Here is an 18,415-nt window from a genome sequence, read left to right as displayed (position 1 = left end):
AAAAAGAAAAAATTCCCGAAGAAAAAAGAAGAGAAAAGTTTTTTGAAGGATGGAAGGCGTAGGGGGAAGGGAACCTTTGTTCACAAAAGTTCCCTTCCCCCCACACAAAGCCACTATCTTTACGCTCTGCTACTCTTCAACTTTGCGGCCTGTCCACTGCGCCAGGAAGGAGGCGGCACTGTGACCGGCGTCCAGGTGTTTGAGCAGGGCGCTGCCAAAAACCACGGCGTCGGGCTGGGCATCGGCGGGCAGATCTTTGAGTTGGGCGGGTTCGCGCAAGCCGAAGCCGAGGGCCAGGGGCAGATTGAAGGCCGTGCGGGCACGACGCAGGGTTTCCGCCACCTGAGGGGCCAGGCCATTGCGTTCGCCGGTAATGCCCATGACCGAGACGACATAGGTATAGCCTTCCCCATCGGCGGCATAGAGGGCCATGCGTTCTTCACTGGTATTGGGGCCTACCAGAGGAATGAGGGCGATATTTTCCTTTTTCAGCGCCGCACGCAGAGGACCGGATTCCTCATGCGGCAGGTCGGGCACGATAAAACCGTGCACGCCGCCGCGGGCCGCATCACGAGCCAGGTTTTCGTAGCCGTACTGCAGAAAGGGGTTGACATAGCCCATAAGCACCACCCCGGCCTTGATCAGGCCCTTGCGTTCGCGCAGGGAAGTAAGGACGCCGCGCAGGCTCACGCCGTCGCTGAGGGCGCGCCGCGAGGCCTCCTCCACCACCGGGCCGTCGGCCACGGGGTCGGAAAAGGGCACGCCTATTTCAATGATGTCCGCGCCGTTTTCGTCCAGTTCCATAAGGGCGGGCCAAAAGGCGCTGCGGTCGGGGAAACCGGCGGTGAGAAAGGGGACCAGGGCCGGACGACCTTCGGCGTTGGCGGCGCGGATTTTTTGTTCAAGCAGATGCATGGCTATACCTCGCTGGCGGCAGTACCCCGCCCCAGAGCCTTGGTGACGATGCCGAGGTCCTTGTCGCCCCGGCCGGAAAGATTGACCACCACCTGATCCCCGGCCTTAAAGGCATGGGGATGCTGCAGCACCCAGGCCAGCGCGTGGGAGGACTCCAACGCGGGCAGAATGCCTTCGGCGCGGCACAGGCGCTGGAAGGCGGCCAGGGCGTTGTCGTCCTTGACCATAGCATAGTGGGCGCGGCCGGTCTTTTGCAACCAGGAGTGTTCCGGCCCCACGCCGGGATAGTCCAGACCGGCGGAAACGGAGTGGGAGGGCTCCACCTGGCCGTCGCTGTTCTGCAGGAGCATGCTGTAGGCCCCGTGCAGCACGCCGGGCGACCCCAGATTGAGCGGCGCGGAGTTGAAGCAGCCGGGCACGCCTTCGCCGGCGGCTTCCACGCCGATGAGGCGCACGCTGTGGTCCTCCAGAAAAGGGTGGAACATGCCGATGGCGTTGGAGCCGCCGCCCACGCAGGCCACCACGGCGTCGGGCAGGCGGCCGGTCTTTTCCAGCATCTGCGCGCGGGTTTCCTTGCCGATGACGCTTTGCAGCATGCGCACCAGGGTGGGGAAGGGGTGCGGTCCGGCGGCCGTGCCGAAGCAGTAGTGGGTGGTTTTCTGGCAGGTGATCCAGGCGCGCAGGGCCTCGTTGATGGCATCCTTGAGGGTACGGGTGCCGCTTTCCACAGGGTGGACTTCCGCGCCCAGGAGTTTCATGCGGGTGACGTTGGGGGCCTGGCGTTCCACGTCTTCCGCGCCCATGTAGACGGTGCAGCGCATGCCCAGGCGCGCGGCAGCGGCGGCCGTGGCCACGCCGTGCTGACCCGCGCCCGTTTCGGCCACCAGGGCGGTCTTGCCCATGTGTTTGGCCAGCAGGGCCTGGCCCAGGGTGTTGTTGACCTTGTGCGCGCCGGTGTGGAGCAGGTCTTCGCGCTTGAGCCAGAGATCAAAGCCCAGTTCGCCGGAGAGCGTGGGGCAGTGGGTCAGGGGGGTGGCCCGCCCGGCGTAGTTGTGCAGCAGGTCGTTCAGTTCTTCCTGAAACGCCCCTGTGGGATAGATGTCGCGCATGGCCGCTTCCACTTCCATGAGCGGCGGCATGAGCAGTTCGGGTACAAAGCAGCCGCCGAACTCTCCGAAGTAACTGTTTTTCATGACATGTTCCCATTGCCTTTCGGGTTTGCGGCAGCGACGGCGGCCGCCATTTTGTCCGCATTCTTGCGCCCCGGCGCGTCTTCCACGCCGGAGTTGAAGTCCACGCCGCCGGGCGTGCACAGGTTGAGCGCCGCGCGCACGTTGTCCGGACCGAGCCCGCCGGCCAGCAGCCAGGGATGCGGCGCGCGCAGCCGACACAAATCCAGCCATTCCAGGCGACGGCCGCTGCCGCCGCCCTTGAGCCCCGCGTCCAGCAAATAGTAGGCGCAGGCCTCTGCGTGCCGACGCAGATCATTGTACAATAAAGCTCGATGACTGTAACGCTCCGGCCAGAGCACCCTGATGACCCGCTCCGGCCCCACGGCCAGCGCGCACTCCACGCTCTGACAACCGTGGAGCTGGGCCAGATCCAGCCGGGCTTCGGCCATGACGGCTTTGATTTCTTCCGCGCCCTGCTGCACAAAGACGCCTACCCGCAAGAGGGGGCCTGTGTCCAGTGCGGCCGCTGCGGCGGGGAGCACGCCTCTGGGACTGCGCGGATGGAAAATGAAGCCGCCCATGCGCGCACCCAGGCGCACGGCCTGATCCGCGTCCTCCTGTCGGGTAAGCCCGCAAAATTTTACAAACATGCTTCACCCCCCTGCCCGGACGCGCCGGGCGCAGGGAGCACATGGGGCGCAAGCAGGGCGCGCAGGGCCGCGCCGGGCTTACCGCCCTCCATCAACGCCCCACCGACCAAAGCCGCCGTGTAGCCCGCATCTGCCGCGGCGCGCAGATGCTCCGGCCGGCTCAGGCCGCTGGCGGCAATCCAGACTTCCCCGGCCTGGGGGGGAAAGGCGTGGATAAGCTCCAGACAGACCTGCCGATTTACGCAGAGCGTTTCCAGGTCACGGGCATTAACCTGGATGAGCCGCGCTCCGCTCTCCCGCGCCAGGCGCAGGTCCGTTGCGTCAAAAACCTCCACCACGGCTTCCAGGCCGCAGCTTTCGGCCAGCTCCCGCAGGCCGCGCAGCAAGGCCACGTCCGGGGTGAGCCGCACAATGAGCAAAAGGGCCGCGGCCGGAGTAGCCGCCGTGGCCCGCACCTGCAGGGGATCGCAAAGAAAATCCTTGCGCAGCAGGGGCGGACGCGGCCCCGTGTACAGAGCCGGAGCGGCCGCGCGCGCCAGATAGTCCAGACTGCCGTGAAAGTGGGCCTGCTCGGTAAGGATGGAGAGGGCGGCGGCCCCGGCCGCGTGGTAGGCGGCGGCCACATCTTCCACCTCCAGATCTTCGCAGATGACCCCGCGCGAGGGTGAGGCCCGCTTGTACTCGGCAATGACGGCCAGCGGCTCCCGCCCTGGAGCAGTCAGCGCCGCCGTGAAGGAAGGACGCGATCCCGCCAGGGGCGCGGGCAGGGCGCCCCGTGCCTCCAGGGCCCGTAGAGCGGCCAGCTCGTCACGCTTGGCTGCGCGGAAGCGTTCAAGCAACATCCAGCACCTTCCTGCCCGCGCCGCTGCTCACGGCCTCCCGGGCGCGGGCCATGCACAGGGCCATGTCCGCCTTTTCGTCCAGCAGGTAGAGGGCAAGACCCACGTTGAGCACCACCATGTCCATCATGGGACGCGGCCCCTGACCGGCCAGAATGTCCTTGAGCACGGCCACGGCTTCGTCCTTGCTGTGTACGGCCAGGTCTTCCACCGTGCAGGGGCCGATGCCAAACTCGCGCGGGTCCAGCGTCATGGAGTTCACCGTGCCCTCGTGCAGCAGGGCCATCTGCGCGGGGCCGATGGGCGTCACCTCGTCGTAATTGCCCGAACCGCAGACCACAGCCGCGCGATAGAGGGGCGACTGGAGCAGGGTTTCGGCCACCAGATCCACCAGCTCCGGCCGGGCCACGCCCATGAGCAAGTGACTGGGTCGGGCCGGGTTGATCATGGGGCCCAGGATGTTGAACAGGGTGCGCACGCCCATTTCTTTGCGCACCGGGCCGATATTGGCAAAGGAGGGATGAAAAAACGGCGCAAAGAGGAAGGCGAAGTTGCGTTTGCGCAGCATGGCGGCCACCGAAGCGGGCTCCTTGTCCAGGGCTATGCCCACGCCTTCCAGGGCGTCGGCGCTGCCGCACTTGGAGGACACGGCCCGGTTGCCGTGCTTGACCACCTTGTAGCCCATGCCCGCCAGGGTCAGGGAAGTGGCCGTGGAGCAGTTGAAGGAATTGCGGCCGTCCCCGCCCGTACCCACCACGTCGATGGTGGTGCCGGAGATGCCGTCCACCCTTACGGCGCGGGACAAAGCGGCGCGGGTGGCGTGGGCCAGTTCCAGGGGGCTTTCGCCCTTCATGCGCAGGCCCATAAGAAAGGCTCCAGCTTGGGCCGGGCTCATTTTGCCGTCCATAAGGGCGGCAAAACCGGCGGCGGCCATTTCGGCCGTGAGATCTTCCCGACGGGCCAGACGCTCCAGAATGCCCGCCATGTCGGCCACGCCCGCGTCCTTGTCCTCGCCCATAACGGCTTGGGGAAAGTTGCCCAGCAGGCGCAGGCCTTCGGGAGTCAGCACGGATTCGGGATGAAACTGCACGCCTACCCAGGGACGGTCGTTGTAGCGCAGGGCCATGACTTCGCCTTCGGGAGCGCGGGCCGTGACCGTAAAGCGGGGGTTGGCGGCATCTTCATCGGCGCGCACCACCAGGGAATGGTAACGCCCCACGCGCATGGGATTGGGCAGCCCAGTAAACAGCCCCGTGCCGTCGTGCACGATTTCAGACTGTTTGCCATGCATAATGCAGGGGCCCACTTCTACCCGCGCGCCGGCGTGCAGGCCCAGCAGCTGGTGGCCCAGGCAGACGCCCAGCACGGGGATGCGGGGACTGAGGCGGTTGAGAAATTCCGGGCAGAGTCCCGTATCTTCGGGGCGGCCGGGGCCGGGAGAGATGCAGACCATGGTGAGGTCTGGGCTTGTGGCCAGGTCCAGCAGGGCCGGGTCATCGTTGCGGCGCACTTCGGGCTTGTGGCCCAGGGCATAAAAGGCCTGCACCAGATTGTAGGTAAAAGAATCGTAATTATCGATGAGCAGAAACATGATTCGCATCCTCCGCACGCAGGGCCAGGCGCATGATAGCCGACTTGTTGCACACTTCCTTCCATTCCAGTTCCGGGTCGGAGTCGTGGACGATGCCGCCGCCCGCCTGCCAGAACAGCCTGCCCTCGTGCAGCCACATGCTGCGAATGGTGATGCCCGTATCCAGATTAACGCTGTCCTTATCCAGCCCCAGCCAGCCTATGCAGCCCGCGTAAGGGCCGCGGGCGCGGCCTTCCAGCTGACGGATGATTTCCATGGCCCGCACCTTGGGCGCGCCGGAAACCGTGCCTGCGGGGAAGGTGGCCGCCAGTACGTCCAGGGCGTCCAGCCCTTCATCCAGGCGGGCCGTAACCCGGCTGGTAAGGTGCATAACGTGGGAATAGCGCTCCACTTCCATATAGCGTTCCAGGTTCACGGAGCCGGGGCGGGCCACCCGGCCCAGGTCGTTGCGGCCCAGGTCCACCAGCATGACGTGCTCGGCGCGCTCCTTGGGGTCGTCGTGCAGTTCGGCGGCCAGGCGGGCGTCTTCCAGATCGTCGGCCCCGCGCCTGCGCGTGCCCGCAATGGGCGAAAGCTGCAGCTGCCCCGCCGTGCAACGCACCATGACCTCCGGCGAGGATCCCAGCAGGGTGATTTCCGGAAAGCGCATATAAAACATGTAGGGCGAAGCGTTAAAACGCCGCATGCGCCGGTAGAGCTCAAAGGGATCGCCCGCGAAGGGGGCGGAAAAACGCACCGACGGCACCACCTGGATGGCCTCGCCCTGGCGGAGCATCTCCTTGATGCGGCGCACAAAGTCCTTGTAGCCCTGTTCGCCGGGTTCGGCGCTGATGGTCTGCGGGTCCAACAGGGCGCCCTGCCCCGCTTCGCCGGGCTCCAAGGGCTGCCGTGCCCCCTGCAGGGCACGGTGATCGCCCAGGCTTACCTGGCAAAGGCGGTTGTAGAGATGGTCAAAAACCAAGACCGTGGAGGGCAGCATAAGCTGGCAGTCCGCCTCTTCCGGCGGCATAAGCCGGGCCAGCTTGGGGTTGAACAGTCCGGCCATGCCGAAGCCCAGATAGCCGTAAAGGGCACGGGTAATGGGCGGCAGGTCGGGCACATTGGACGGCGGCGTGATGTCCACGGTCCGCATGAGCGCGCGCAGGCCCTGCACAAAGGGGCGGCCTGCAAACTTCTGCAGCCCTGTGAGGCGCTCGTCCAGCACGGTGAGTTCCAGGTTGCCGTCACGGCAGGCAATGAACAGTGCGGCGTCGCAGGCCAAAATGCTGTAGCGGCCCCAACGGCCGTCCACCTCGGCGCTTTCCAGCAGAATGCCGTTGTCCTGCCCCACCATGCCCATAAACAGACTGATGGGCGTATCCATGTCCGCCGGCAGCCAGCGGGCGGACTGTTGCAGCGTGATTTCCGGCTGCGCGTTCCCCTTGTTGTGCATTTGCGGCTTCCTTCAGGTTGTTGCAAAAAGGGTTAAAAACAAAAAGCGCCGTCTCCACGGGGAGACGGCGCTCATAGACGACCAAACCAACGTACCGGAACCTAGGCCCGCACGTCTCCCCCACGCAGTTGCTTGCGCCACCACCAGCCCTGCAGGCTGAAAAGAATGGTGTGGGAAAGACCGGACATGCAAACCCCTTATTCCGTATTTTTTGGCAGATTACCGACAGGCTGCGTTTCTGTCAACAAAAATCCGCTGAAAACATTTCAGGCCGTGTCGCTCATGGAGCTCGCCGCGGGCCGCACCCAGCGGCGCACGGCCGCCATCAGACTTTCAGGGTCAATGGGTTTGGGCAGGTGGTCGTCCATACCGGCGGCCAGGCTTTTTTCATGGTCGCCCAGCATGCCGTCAGCCGTCAGGGCAATGATGGGCAGGCTGCGGCAGCGCTCCGTGCCCCGCAGCAACTGGGTGGCGGTGATGCCGTCCATCTCCGGCATATGAATATCCATGAACACGGCGGCGTAGTCGCCCTCCAGGGCCATGTCCACGGCTTCACGGCCATTGTTGGCAATATCTACCGTCAGGCCGGCGGCCTCCAGCAGTTCCTTGGCCACCAGCTGGTTGATTTCATTGTCTTCGGCCAACAAAACCCGCAGGCTGTCGCCTTCTGCCATGGCCCGGGGCGGGGCAGCGGCAAGGGGCCGGGCCGAGGCGGCGACCGACGAGCCAAACACCTCCCCGATGGTCTGCAGCAGCAGCATGGGGCTTACGGGTTTGATTAAAAAGTGACGTATGCCCGCAGCCTGAGCCCGACGCATGATTTCTTCCCGCCCATAGGCGGAAACCATGAACACCGTGGGCGTGTGGGGCAAATCCGGGCAGGCGCGGATCAGCTCTGCCGTTTCTATGCCGTCCGGGCTGGGCATTTTCCAGTCCATAAGCACCAGCTGGTAGGGTTCGCCTGCGCGCGCGGCCCGCACCAGTTCGTCCAAGGCCTCGCCGCCGCTGGCGGCCTGCCCGGAACAGAAGCCTACAGTTTCCAGAGCCTGGCAGAGGATTTCCCGCCCGGTGGCGGCATCGTCCACCACCAGCACCCGCAGCCCCTGCAGGCCAGCCTGGTCGCGGCAGGCCACGGTGGCAGGCCGCGCCTGATCAGCCGCCAGACCAAAGTGGGCCGTGAACCAAAACGTGCTGCCCTCCCCCACTTCGCTCTCCACCCGAAGCTCCCCACCCATGAGGCTCACAATCCGCCGGCAGATGGAAAGCCCCAGCCCCGTGCCCCCGAACCGGCGGGTGGTGGAGGTATCCGCCTGGGCAAAGGGCTGAAACAGCATGGCCGCCTGGTCCTCGGTCATGCCCATGCCCGTATCGCGCACGGAAAAACGCAAAACCGCATGGCCGTCCCCCTGACTTTCGCGCTGCACGGCCACCGCCACCTCGCCCTTTTCCGTAAATTTGACGGCATTGTCCACCAGATTAATAAGCACCTGCCCCAGACGCAGAGGATCCCCCACCAGCCGGCGGGGCACGTCCGGGCTCAGGTGCAGCAGCAGCTCCAGACCCTTGTCCGCGCTCTTGGCCGATTCCAGCCCCATGAGCTGATCGAGCACTTCCTCCAGCGCAAATTCCGTCTGCTCCATTTCCATACGCCCGGCTTCAATTTTGGAAAAGTCCAGAATATCGTTGATAATCCGCAACAGGGCGCGGGCGGAGGCGGCAATGTGCCGCAGGTATTCGTGCTGCCGGGGCGTGACATCGGTCTGCTGCAGCAGATGGGTCAGGCCCATGATGGCGTTCATGGGCGTACGGATTTCGTGGCTCATGTTGGCGAGAAATTCGCTCTTGGCCCGGTTGGCCTGCTCCGCAGCCTGCTTGGCCTGCTCCATGGCTTGGCGGCTCTGCACCAGGTCAGTCACGTCGCGGCAGTCTTCAATAACGCCCCGCAGCACGCCGTCGGGCGCAATCAGGGGCGTCATCACCAGGTCGCAGTAGACGGCCCGCCCGGTGCGGGCATGCCGCAAGGCCGTGCCCGTGGAGCGGGCTTCCCCCTGCAGCACGCGCCGCACAAGCGCCACGGTCACGCCGCCGTCTTCGTCCAGAGGGCCGCCGCCCGGAGCGCCGGGCACCGCGTCCCGGCTATGATCAAAAAGCCGCAGGTAGGCCGCGTTTACCTCCTGCACCCGCAGATCACGGTCAATAACGCGCATGCCGCCGCCGGAGGCGTTGAAAATCTGGGCCATTTCCGCCTCGGCCCGACGCATTTCCCGCTCGGCCCGCCGACGCTCGGTCACGTCCGTGCCGGTAAAAATGAGGCCGAACAAACGCCCTTTTTCATCGCGCAGGGGCACCTTGACCACCTCTACATCGCGCGCTTCGCCGTCCTTATTGTGCATGACCTCCTGATACCGGCGTATCCCGCCGGAGGCCAGCACCTCCCGGTCCACCCGGGCAGCCTCAGCGGCTTTCGCCGCCGACAGCAAAGCGCTGTTGGTCTTGCCCTCCAGTTCAGCGGCGGACCGACCGAAAAATTCCTCAACCCTTTTGTTTATTAACAGATACCGCCCGGCTTCGTCCTTCAAAATCACCATGCTGGGCAAATGGTCCACGATGGCCCGCAACTGCTGCTCGCGCTGCTCCAGAGCCTCGGCATTGGCTTCGGCCGCGTCCAGGGCCTGCCGTCGCGCCCGCGATTCCCGCGCCAGACGACGGTTCCAGAGCAGAGTGACGCCCAGCAGACTGCCGCCGCAAAGCAGCCCCAGCGCCGTCAGACGCCAGACAAAAGTCCAGTCTGTGGTCCGCTCCACCTGCAGGTTGGCCCAATGCTCCACCAGATCCACCAGGTCGTCGTGGGGCACGCTGTCCAGCGCCTTATCAAGGATGCCGACCAGCTGCGGCCAATCGCCCCGCACGGCCAGCCGCACCGCATATTGCAAGCCGGGCAAGGGCACAGGGCGCAGGCCTTTGATGTCGCCGTTGCGCAGGGTGTAATCCGCCGCCAGGGCCAGGTCCACCACGGCATCGTAATCGCCCCGCCGCAGCCCGTCGAGCCCGGCGTTCACCCCCGCCAGCGGGACCGTCTTTACATCAGGGACGAGCTCGCGCAGCCTGGCCTCCAGCCCCAGATGGTTGTGGACAGCCAGGGTCTTGCCCGCCAGATCGTCAAAACCTGTAACCAGACGGTCGCTGTCGCGCATGATCGCGGCCACCGGCAAAGACAAAACCGACCGGGTGAACAGCCAGGGCCGCGTCCCGGCCGGCACGTCGTCCATAAACGGGACTACATCGGCATCCACGGGGGCGGCGACGACGCCGCGCCCCAAGGGCACGGGCACGGCCTCCACCCCCAGACCGACGGTCAGCAGGCGGACCACGTCCAGGCTCAATCCGCGCATCTGCTCCCCACTGGCAAATTCCAGCGGCGGCCATTGCCCGTGCAGCGCCACACGCCAGAGAGGGTGCGCGGCGAGCCAAGCCCGCTCCACATCATTGAGGCGCAGCTCCCGCCGCATCTTGCCCCAGACGCGCAGGTCGCGGTTGCGTATCCAGCGGTTTTCCAGCCCCACCAGTTCGTCACGGCTGATGCGGGCAAAACCCTCCTCCAGCAAGGGCAGCAGGGCCGCATCCTCTTTGCGCACGGCGGGGTGCAGGCTGCGGGTAAAAAGAATGATGGGCCGCTGCGCAAAGTGTGGGGTAAGGCCCAGGGCGTCGATGGCGCTGTAGAGCGTGGGGAGCATGCCGGCCACACCCTGCGCCTGCCCGCGCACCACGGCCATAAGCATTGCCGTGATGTTGTTGGCCGGCAACAGGCGCAGATCCGGATAGCGCTCGCGCAAAAAGGATTCCTGCACCGAGCCATTGAGCACGGCAATGCCGCCCTCGCCCAGCTGAGCGGGGTCGACGGCTTCCCGGCCGCCGGCGGCGGACAAAATTCCCGTGCGGGCGGGGTACAGGGGCGGACCGAAGTGCGCCCAGACGGCCCGGTCTCCCGTGATATACATGCCAAAATGGATCTGGGCGCGGCCCGCCCTGAGGTCTGCCACAGTAGCGTCCCACGACGCCATGCGGAAGGTGACCGCACGCCCCACCTTGCGGCCCCACAAACGCCAGAAATCCACCAGCAGCCCAGCCGGCTCGCCGGTTTTGGCAACAAAAGAAAGCGGTTCGTTGCCCGTCATGCAGGCTATGACCAGGGGAGGGGCAGAATCCACGGCTGCGGACGCCGTCTGCGCCCTTATGACCGACAACAGCAGGATGCAACCAACCAATATATATACTGTTGTCCTGGCCATGACGTCCCTTGCCGCACGGCTTTTTAAAAAATATTATATAAATTCCATACTATATTTTAGTAACAAAGCGCATGCGCCAATGCAACAACAAATTTTTCATATTTTTTTAAAATTAAAATTTTTTGTTATTCAGACAGATTGCAAAGCATCCCTAATCGCTTCATCCGGATAGACGATACTATTCATGACACGCATGCAAACGGGCTGCGGAGTCTCCATGACCCCGCAATCATACCGGCTGCCGCGCTTGTCCCGGGCAGGAGCGACGGCGATTGCGCTTCGAGAATTTTTTGAAGGTTCAGCCGCAAGGAGGCCGCATGAAGATGGGATTGATGCAAAAGATGCTGATTGTTGTCCTGCTGCCAGCCATTATCGGCCTGTTGCTTGTGGCCGGCCTGAGCTACCGCATGTCTGAAAACACTCTGCGCCAACAGATCAGGCAGGACGTCCTTACCCTGCTGGACAACCAGGAAATCAGCCTGCACGCCGTGTTTGAAGGCCTGCAGGAAACCCTGAGCCTGCTGGCGGAAAACAACCGCATCAACGCCTTTCTGGACGCCCACAACACGGGCCTGCCCCAGGAGGAGCTGCAGCCCCTCTTCCAGCGGACGGATACGGCTCTCAAAGCCTTTACCGAGCGCAATTCCAAGGTGGCCTTCTGCGGGGTGATGGACGCCGCCGGTCTGACCATCGCCCATCATGTGACGGGCGAAAAAAATCCCAGCGCATCCGTGGGCAAGGACTTTTCCAGTCGGGAATATTATAAGCGCGGCATCGCGGGTAAAACCACAGTCATGAGTCTGGTCAGCGCCACCACCGGCAAGGTGACCACAGTCATAGCCATGCCCCTGACGGACAACGGCAAGGTCAAAGGCGTGATCTGGACCGGGGTGGACAACTTCAATCTGGCCAAGGTCACCACCAACAAGGTGCGCTTTGGCGAACACGGCAGCATGTACGCCTACGACCTCAAAGGACGGGTCACCCTGCACCGCGACGCCAGCCGCATGGGCAACGATGAAAGTAAAAATCCTGTAGTGCGGCAGATGCTGGCTGCAGATGACGGCCGGGCAAGCTATACCGATGCGCAGGGCAAAGAAAAAATCGTCTACTACACGCGCATGCCCGAAGAAGGCTGGGTGCTCTGCCTGGAATTTGACAGGGAGGAACTGTACGCCCCCATCATGACCATGCTGCGCAACAACATCTTCCTGGCCCTGGCCTGCGCCCTGGTGGTGGGGGCCATCATCATCCTGGCCTCGCGCGCCATTGCGCGCCTGCTGGGCGGCATTTCGGGCATGACCGAAGCCGTGGCCGGCGGCCGTTTGGAGCTTAATGCACAGGAACGCGCCTTGCTGACCGACGCCGCCAAGCGGCGGGACGAATTTACCGTGCTGGGCCAGGGTGTGGAGCATATGGTGGACAACATCAAAAAGCTGCTGGAGGAAGGCGAGGAGAAAAACCGCGCCGCCCAGCAGGCCGCCACAGAAGCCCAGGAGGCCAAAACCAGGGCTGAAGGCGCGGCCCGCCAGGCCGAAACCGCCAAACGGGACGGCATGCTTGCCGCCGCCGCCCAATTGGAAAACGTGGTCCGGGCCATTGGCGCGGCTTCAGACCAGCTTGCCGCCCAGATAGAACAATCCAACCACAGTGCCGACGAATCCGCCCGCCGCCTGGACGAAGCCGCCACTGCCATGAACGAAATGAACGCCACAGTGCAGGAGGTAGCCCGCAACGCCTCCGCAGCTTCGTCCGTTTCCTCCGAAACGCGCTCCAATGCCGAAGGCGGCGCGCGCATCGTACAGCAGGCCCTGCAGAGCATTGACCAGGTGCAGCGCGTTTCACAGGCCCTCAAGGAGGATATGAACCAGCTCAACGAGCACGCCCAGGCCATCACCAGAATCATGAACGTCATTTCGGACATTGCCGACCAGACCAACCTGCTGGCCCTCAACGCCGCCATTGAGGCCGCCCGCGCCGGCGAGGCCGGGCGCGGCTTTGCCGTGGTGGCGGACGAGGTGCGCAAGCTGGCCGAAAAGACCATGGCCTCCACCAACGATGTGGGCAACGCCATCAGCGCCATCCAGACCAGCACCTCCCAGAGCGTGGAAGCCATGGACAAGGCCCTGCGCGAAGTGGAAACCGCTGCGGACTTCGCCGGGCAATCCGGCAAGGCCCTGGAAGAAATAGTGGGCAATGTGGAAGCAACAGCAGACCAGGTGGGCGCCATTGCCACGGCCAGCGAAGAGCAGTCCGCCGCCAGTGAAGAAATCAACCAGTCCATTGTGCACGTCAACGAACTCTCGGCCCAGACGGCTCAGGCCATGCGCGCCGCCACTGCGGCTGTGGGGGATCTGACCGCGCAGTCCCAGCGTCTGAGCGGCCTTATTGCCGAACTGCAGCACAGCTAACGCCTCGGCTGCCGGGGCAGCGTGCTTGCCGTACCCCAAACGGCCTGGGTTTACGTATTCCCAGGCCGTTTTTGCGCCGGACAGCCCGCAAACACTGCCCCGTACAAAGGCGCACACGCCGCAGGCATGTACCGGCATACGCCCAAGCGGCGCATACCGTGCTATTGCCGTGCAATGCAGCGGTCATACATTCCAACATTGCGTCCGCAAAGAATATACAACTGTTATAGTAATTGCATAAAATAATTCTAGACTTTTTTTAAAATATAAAGGCCAACAAAAAATGGGGAACATGACGCATGTTCCCCATTTTAGCTATTGTTGTTGACAATTTTTTTGTGTACTGTCAGCGACAGCACATTGGCGCGCTTTTTGCTATATCAGTTTTGCGCAGGCAAAAAAGTGTCGCAGCCACTGTGCCGCGCGGCAGTAAGCCCCAGCAGGATGGCCCCGGCCTGCGCCACATTGAGCGAATCAAAGGGCCGGGCCTGCGGAATGCGCAGCACAGCCCCACAGCGCTTGAGCACGCCGGGCCGCAGGCCTTTGTCCTCATTGCCCAGCACCAGCACGGCGGGCAGGCGCAAGGGCACGGCAAAAGCGTCCATTGTTCCGGGCCCGCCGCCCGCGCCGTAAATGTTCAGGCCCGCTTCTTCGGCGCTGTCCAGGGCGTGGCCCAGGTTGGTCACTTTGGCCACGGGCAGGCGCTCCAGAGCGCCTGCGGCGGCCCGCTGGGCGGCCGGGCCCAGATACGCGCTATTATGGCGCGGCAGCAACAGCCCCGCCCCGCCCAGGGCATAGAGCGTGCGGCACAAGGTGCCCACATTGCCGGGGTCCTGCACCTGGTCCAGGGCCACAATGAGCGGCAAGGGAGCGTTGTTCACGGCGGCCAGCAGGTCAGTCAGCTCACAGAAGCCGGCGGCGGCCAGCCGGGCCACCACCCCCTGATGGGCCACGGGCGGCCGCCCGCCCCCGCTGCGGGCTCCGGCCTGGCCAGGACGGCAAAGCCGGTCCAGGGCGGCCTGCTCCACCAGGGTAAAACGCACGCCACGCTCCCGGCAAAGGGCCTGTATTGCCTGGGCTTCGGGGCCGCGCAGGCCTTTTTTGCAGAATATGCAGTCAATACGCTGCGGATCGCTGGACAAAAGCTCCAGCACGGGTTTGAGGCCGGGCAGCAGCGGGGCTGCTTCGTCAGAATGGGACATGGACGTCTCCGCGCGGGCACAGGCCGCCGGGGGCGGCCGAAAAAAGGTGAAAGGCGGCCTTACGGCCGCGTAACATACAGAAGAAGGTCTACGGCATCCCCCCGGCTCCTGGCAAGCCGACGATGCCCACGGAGAACGTCATGCACTGCCTTGGAAGCCGGCGGCGGCCGGCAACGGTTCGAGGATTGTTCCTTTTTGTCTGCTGCTGCCTCATGCTGGCCGGGGGCTGCGCCTCGCGGCAGAGCTCGGGCAACAAGGGCGACATGCCTTCGCTGCTGGTGCCCGAAGACAATTCCCCGCCCCTTTCCACTGCAGAGCTGGCCGCCCTCAAATCCACCGGCCAGATCGACAAAAACGTTCCCGAAGCGGCCATGCCCGATGTGGCCCGCCAGTACAAATACTTTTTGCGCCAGGGCCGCCCCACCATGAACGTCTTTTCCAAAAGGGCGGAGCGCTACTTGGCCTATGCCCGCAAGGTTTTTCGTTCACGCGGCATGCCGGAGGAACTGGCCTACCTGGCCATTGTGGAAAGCGGCTACCGCCCTGACGCCAAATCGCCCGCCGGCGCTGCCGGGGCCTGGCAGTTCATGCCCTCCACCGGACGTAACTACGGCCTGAACCAGGACTGGTGGACGGACGAGCGCCTGGACCCCTACCAGGCGACTGAAGCGGCGGCGGACTACCTGCAGAAGCTCTATGGCGACTTCGGCGACTGGCCCACGGCCATCGCCGCCTACAACGCGGGCGAGGGCAAGATGGGCCGCGCCAAACAGGGCACAGGCGGCAAGGACTTTTTTGAGGTCAAGGCCCGCAACCACCTGCTGGACGACAAAGCCCGTCTGCGGGAAGAAACCAAGCAATACGTGCCGCGCTTTCTGGCCGTCACCAAGATCATGCGCAACCTGCCCCAGCTGGGCTTTGCCCCGGTGACTCCGGAAAACGCGCCGGAGGTGCGACGCCTCACAGCCCGTCCGGGCACGGACCTCATGGCCCTAGCCGCGGCCTGCCGTCTGGACTGGGAAGACTTCCGCGCCTACAACCCTCACCACAAACAGCCCATTTCCGATACAGGGCGCAACACCTTTGTCTACCTGCCCGCCCAGCGCGAGCGTGAGGCCCTGGCCTTTTTGCACTCCCCCCAGGGCGCGCCCTACGCGGGCTGGACCGTAGTGCGCGTGGGCAGCAATGCCGATTCCTGGTCCAAGATCAGCCGCCGCTGCGGCGTGCCTGAGGCCCGCCTGCGGGCCCTGAACCCCGGCAACGCCAGCCTGCGCACCGGAGAAACCGTACTGGTGCCCCGCTCGGTGGATATGTCCCCCAGAGCCGTGGCCGCGCTGGACGCCCGCTCCGCCCCAAGGCAAAGAGAAAAAGCCCCCCGCGCCGTAGCCCGGAACGAAAGGACCGTACAGAGCCGCGGCAACGACGCCCGTCACACCCTGCGGGCGGACGAAACTCTCTACGCCGTGGCCCGCCGCTATGGCGTGAGCGTCAAAGACCTGCAGGAATACAATGGCATAGCCAACCCCAATGTCATCCACGCCGGGGCGGAGCTGCGCATTCCGGGTCGCGACGCGCCAGCGCCCGCACCCCGTGCCGCCGCGGCCAAAACCGGCGGCCGCCGCCAGACCTACACCGTGCAGAGCAACGACAACCTCTGGAAAATCGCCCGCGCCCATAACGTGAGCGTGGAAGACCTGCAGCGTTGGAACAAGGTGGACCCCAAATCCCTGCGCGCGGGCGCGACCCTGGTGGTGCGCCAATAAACCGGCGTTGCGGCAGCAACAGCCTGGTCAAACTACCGGCGACGGAGCTTGTTGAAAATTTTATTTAATAAATCATTATAATTATATGTTTGGCAACTTTTTTGCAAAAAAACGGGAGCGGATATTCCGCTCCCGTTTTTTTACCATAAAGAGGTTGCTATGACGCCCGTCATCTGGCTGCTGGGCCTTTCCGGCAGCGGCAAAACCACCCTCGGCTCCCTGCTGCGGCTCTATCTGGAAGGCCAGGGGCAGACCGTGACCCTGCTGGACGGCGATCGATTCCGCCGCGCCCACGGCTTTTGCGGCTTCACTCCCGAGGATCGCCGCCGTCATATCGACGCCCTGCGCGACGCGGCCCTGCAGGAACAGGCCCTGGGCCGGGTCTGCATTGTGGCTGCCATCACGCCCTATGCGGACATGCGGCGCAAAAACCGCGAGCTGCTGCCCCGCTACCGTGAAGTCTGGGTGCGCTGCGGCCTCACCACCCTGCTGCAGCGCGACACCAAGGGGCTCTACAGTGCCGCCGCCAAGGGGCTGGTCACCCGGCTTTCCGGCGTTTCGGACGCGTTTGATACCCCGCGTGAGGCCCATGCCGTCATTGACACGGACCGGCGCACCCTGGCGGAAAGTTACGAGATCCTGCGCGACCTGACTCTGAACGCCCTTGACTGGCAGAACGACGCCCTGCGGGCCCTGCCGCCCGCAGCCCAGGCGCTGCGGCCCTGCATTGCCCTGTAGGGCAAAGGTCTGTCCCCCGTTGGCCCGTCAGTGGTCCCTGCCGCCGGCAGTGCCGGAAAACTGACGGGAAACAAAGGTGGCGTAGTCGTCGGTCATGCCTGAAACAAAATCCACCACCCGCAGGCAGGCGGTATACAGGTTGTCGTCCACGCCCGGCGCGTTGGCCCCCATAAGGGTCAGGGCGCGGGTTTCGCGATAGCTCATGGGCACGTTGCCGCACGAATTGCAGCAGGCCGGAATAAATACGTCCAGCAGCCGTCGGTACAGGGTATAGGTGCCTATTTCCAGTGCGGTTTTCTGGGGGTCGTTCATGATCTTGCCGTTAAATATCTCTTTGGCGGCGTCCATAAAGTCGCGCACCTGGGGCTGCGCGTGGCGCAGCAGATCGCCTTCCAGCGCGCCGTGCATAATGTCTTCATAGCGCTCCATAAAAGTCCGGGCCACGGAAGGAATAATGGTTCCCATAGCCAGGGTGCGCAGCATGCCGGAGCGCCGCCGGTCTGAATCCATACGCTCCAGACGGTCCGCCCCGCCCGGCACCAGCAGCGGCTTCATGACCGCGAAGAGGTCAGCGTAACCGATGATGCGCAGTTCTCGCGCGTCCTCCATGTCGATAATGCGGTAGCAGATGTCGTCCGCCGCCTCCAGCAGGTAAGAGAGCGGATGCCGTTGCCAGGGGCCGTCCCCCAGCCCCAGGGTCTGAAAAATCTCGGCGAAAAGCTCCCTCTCCGCCGTGTAAAAATTGAATTTGCGACTGTGGCGGTCCAGGGCCTCACGGGCGGACCGCGGATATTTAACCAGACTGGCGACGACCGGAAAGGTCAGACGCAGACCGCCGCGGTCCTTGTTGTTCTCCAGCGCGTTGACGACGCGAAAGCCCTGCGCGTTGCCGTCAAAGGCCATAAAATCGGCCCGCTCCTCTTCACGCAACGGGCCAAAACAGCCGTTTTTCCCCGCCTGATCACAAAACCAGTCACGGATGGCCTCCTCCCCGGCGTGACCAAAGGGCGGATTGCCGATGTCGTGGGCCAGGCAGGCGGCCTGGACAATCTGCCCCAGGTGCTCCGGCCCGTAGGGTGCGGGCAGGTCGCCGCGCTCCTGCAGGGCGGCCCCGACCGTCATGACCAGGGAGCGGCCCACGCAGCCCACTTCCAACGAATGGGTCAGACGGTTGTGGATGTGGTCGTTGCGCACCAGGGGGTGGACCTGGGTTTTGCGGGCCAGCCGCCGGAACGAACTGGCAAAGATCAGCCTGTCGTAATCCACCAAAAAAGGATTGCGCACCGCGTTCAGCGTATCCTCACGCCGCGCGTCGCTGGTTTTGCGCCATGGAGCCAGAAGTTTCTTCCATTGTTGGGCATACGCGGCCATAGTCCCTCCGTAACGCACAGAATAGGGGCAAGCCCGCCGGGC

12 protein-coding genes are annotated in these 18,415 nt (G+C 64.1%); 3 read left to right on the top strand and 9 right to left on the bottom strand.

Going from position 1 to position 18,415, the window contains the following annotated elements:
• Positions 1–129: 129 nt before the first annotated feature.
• From trpA to EB812_RS02805, 7 genes are all read right to left on the bottom strand, one after another.
• Complete coding sequence (gene trpA / locus EB812_RS02835; protein WP_207287307.1) at positions 130–921, bottom strand: tryptophan synthase subunit alpha; 792 nt, start codon at positions 919–921, stop codon at positions 130–132.
• Positions 918–2,108: a tryptophan synthase subunit beta gene (gene trpB / locus EB812_RS02830; RefSeq protein ID WP_118230412.1), complete on the bottom strand. Its 1,191-nt coding sequence runs from the start codon at positions 2,106–2,108 to the stop codon at positions 918–920. The genes trpA and trpB overlap by 4 nt, the downstream gene beginning before the upstream one ends.
• The gene (locus EB812_RS02825; protein WP_118230413.1) at positions 2,105–2,737 is read right to left on the bottom strand and encodes a phosphoribosylanthranilate isomerase; all 633 of its coding nucleotides are present in this window, start codon (positions 2,735–2,737) and stop codon (positions 2,105–2,107) included. The genes trpB and EB812_RS02825 overlap by 4 nt, the downstream gene beginning before the upstream one ends.
• Positions 2,728–3,579 carry an indole-3-glycerol phosphate synthase TrpC gene (locus EB812_RS02820; protein WP_130957798.1) on the bottom strand — a complete coding sequence of 284 codons (852 nt, stop codon included), beginning with the start codon at positions 3,577–3,579 and terminating at the stop codon, positions 2,728–2,730. The genes EB812_RS02825 and EB812_RS02820 overlap by 10 nt, the downstream gene beginning before the upstream one ends.
• Positions 3,569–5,167: an anthranilate phosphoribosyltransferase gene (gene trpD, locus EB812_RS02815; protein WP_118230415.1), complete on the bottom strand. Its 1,599-nt coding sequence runs from the start codon at positions 5,165–5,167 to the stop codon at positions 3,569–3,571. The genes EB812_RS02820 and trpD overlap by 11 nt, the downstream gene beginning before the upstream one ends.
• Positions 5,148–6,599, bottom strand: coding sequence for an anthranilate synthase component I family protein (locus EB812_RS02810; protein ID WP_118230416.1), 1,452 nt, complete (start codon positions 6,597–6,599; stop codon positions 5,148–5,150). The genes trpD and EB812_RS02810 overlap by 20 nt, the downstream gene beginning before the upstream one ends.
• A 266-nt stretch (positions 6,600–6,865) precedes the next feature.
• Positions 6,866–10,807 (bottom strand): response regulator, encoded by a 3,942-nt coding sequence (locus EB812_RS02805; RefSeq protein ID WP_165450879.1) that lies wholly within the window; start codon positions 10,805–10,807, stop codon positions 6,866–6,868.
• Between the two features lie 398 nt (positions 10,808–11,205).
• Between EB812_RS02805 and EB812_RS02800 the strand changes: the two genes are divergently transcribed.
• Positions 11,206–13,299 carry a methyl-accepting chemotaxis protein gene (locus tag EB812_RS02800; protein WP_118230418.1) on the top strand — a complete coding sequence of 698 codons (2,094 nt, stop codon included), beginning with the start codon at positions 11,206–11,208 and terminating at the stop codon, positions 13,297–13,299.
• Positions 13,300–13,679: 380 nt separating this feature from the next.
• On the opposite strand, the gene EB812_RS02795 is transcribed toward EB812_RS02800, so the two are convergent.
• Entirely contained in the window at positions 13,680–14,501 is an 822-nt protein-coding gene (locus EB812_RS02795) for a TrmH family RNA methyltransferase (RefSeq protein ID WP_130957796.1), read from the bottom strand.
• A 185-nt stretch (positions 14,502–14,686) separates the two neighbouring features.
• Here EB812_RS02795 and EB812_RS02790 point away from each other — a divergent pair, with 185 nt between their 5' ends.
• Positions 14,687–16,264 carry a lytic transglycosylase domain-containing protein gene (locus EB812_RS02790; protein ID WP_242621168.1) on the top strand — a complete coding sequence of 526 codons (1,578 nt, stop codon included), beginning with the start codon at positions 14,687–14,689 and terminating at the stop codon, positions 16,262–16,264.
• Positions 16,265–16,423: 159 nt separating this feature from the next.
• Complete coding sequence (locus EB812_RS02785) at positions 16,424–17,002, top strand: adenylyl-sulfate kinase (RefSeq protein ID WP_118230421.1); 579 nt, start codon at positions 16,424–16,426, stop codon at positions 17,000–17,002.
• A 27-nt stretch (positions 17,003–17,029) separates the two neighbouring features.
• Here EB812_RS02785 and EB812_RS02780 read toward each other — a convergent pair whose 3' ends face one another.
• The gene (locus EB812_RS02780; protein WP_118230422.1) at positions 17,030–18,373 is read right to left on the bottom strand and encodes a deoxyguanosinetriphosphate triphosphohydrolase; all 1,344 of its coding nucleotides are present in this window, start codon (positions 18,371–18,373) and stop codon (positions 17,030–17,032) included.
• Positions 18,374–18,415 lie beyond the last annotated feature (42 nt).

The organism is Desulfovibrio legallii (assembly GCF_004309735.1).
GTDB classification, from domain to species: Bacteria; Desulfobacterota; Desulfovibrionia; order Desulfovibrionales; family Desulfovibrionaceae; genus Desulfovibrio; species Desulfovibrio legallii.
This window is presented reverse-complemented; position numbering and strand designations above follow the sequence as displayed.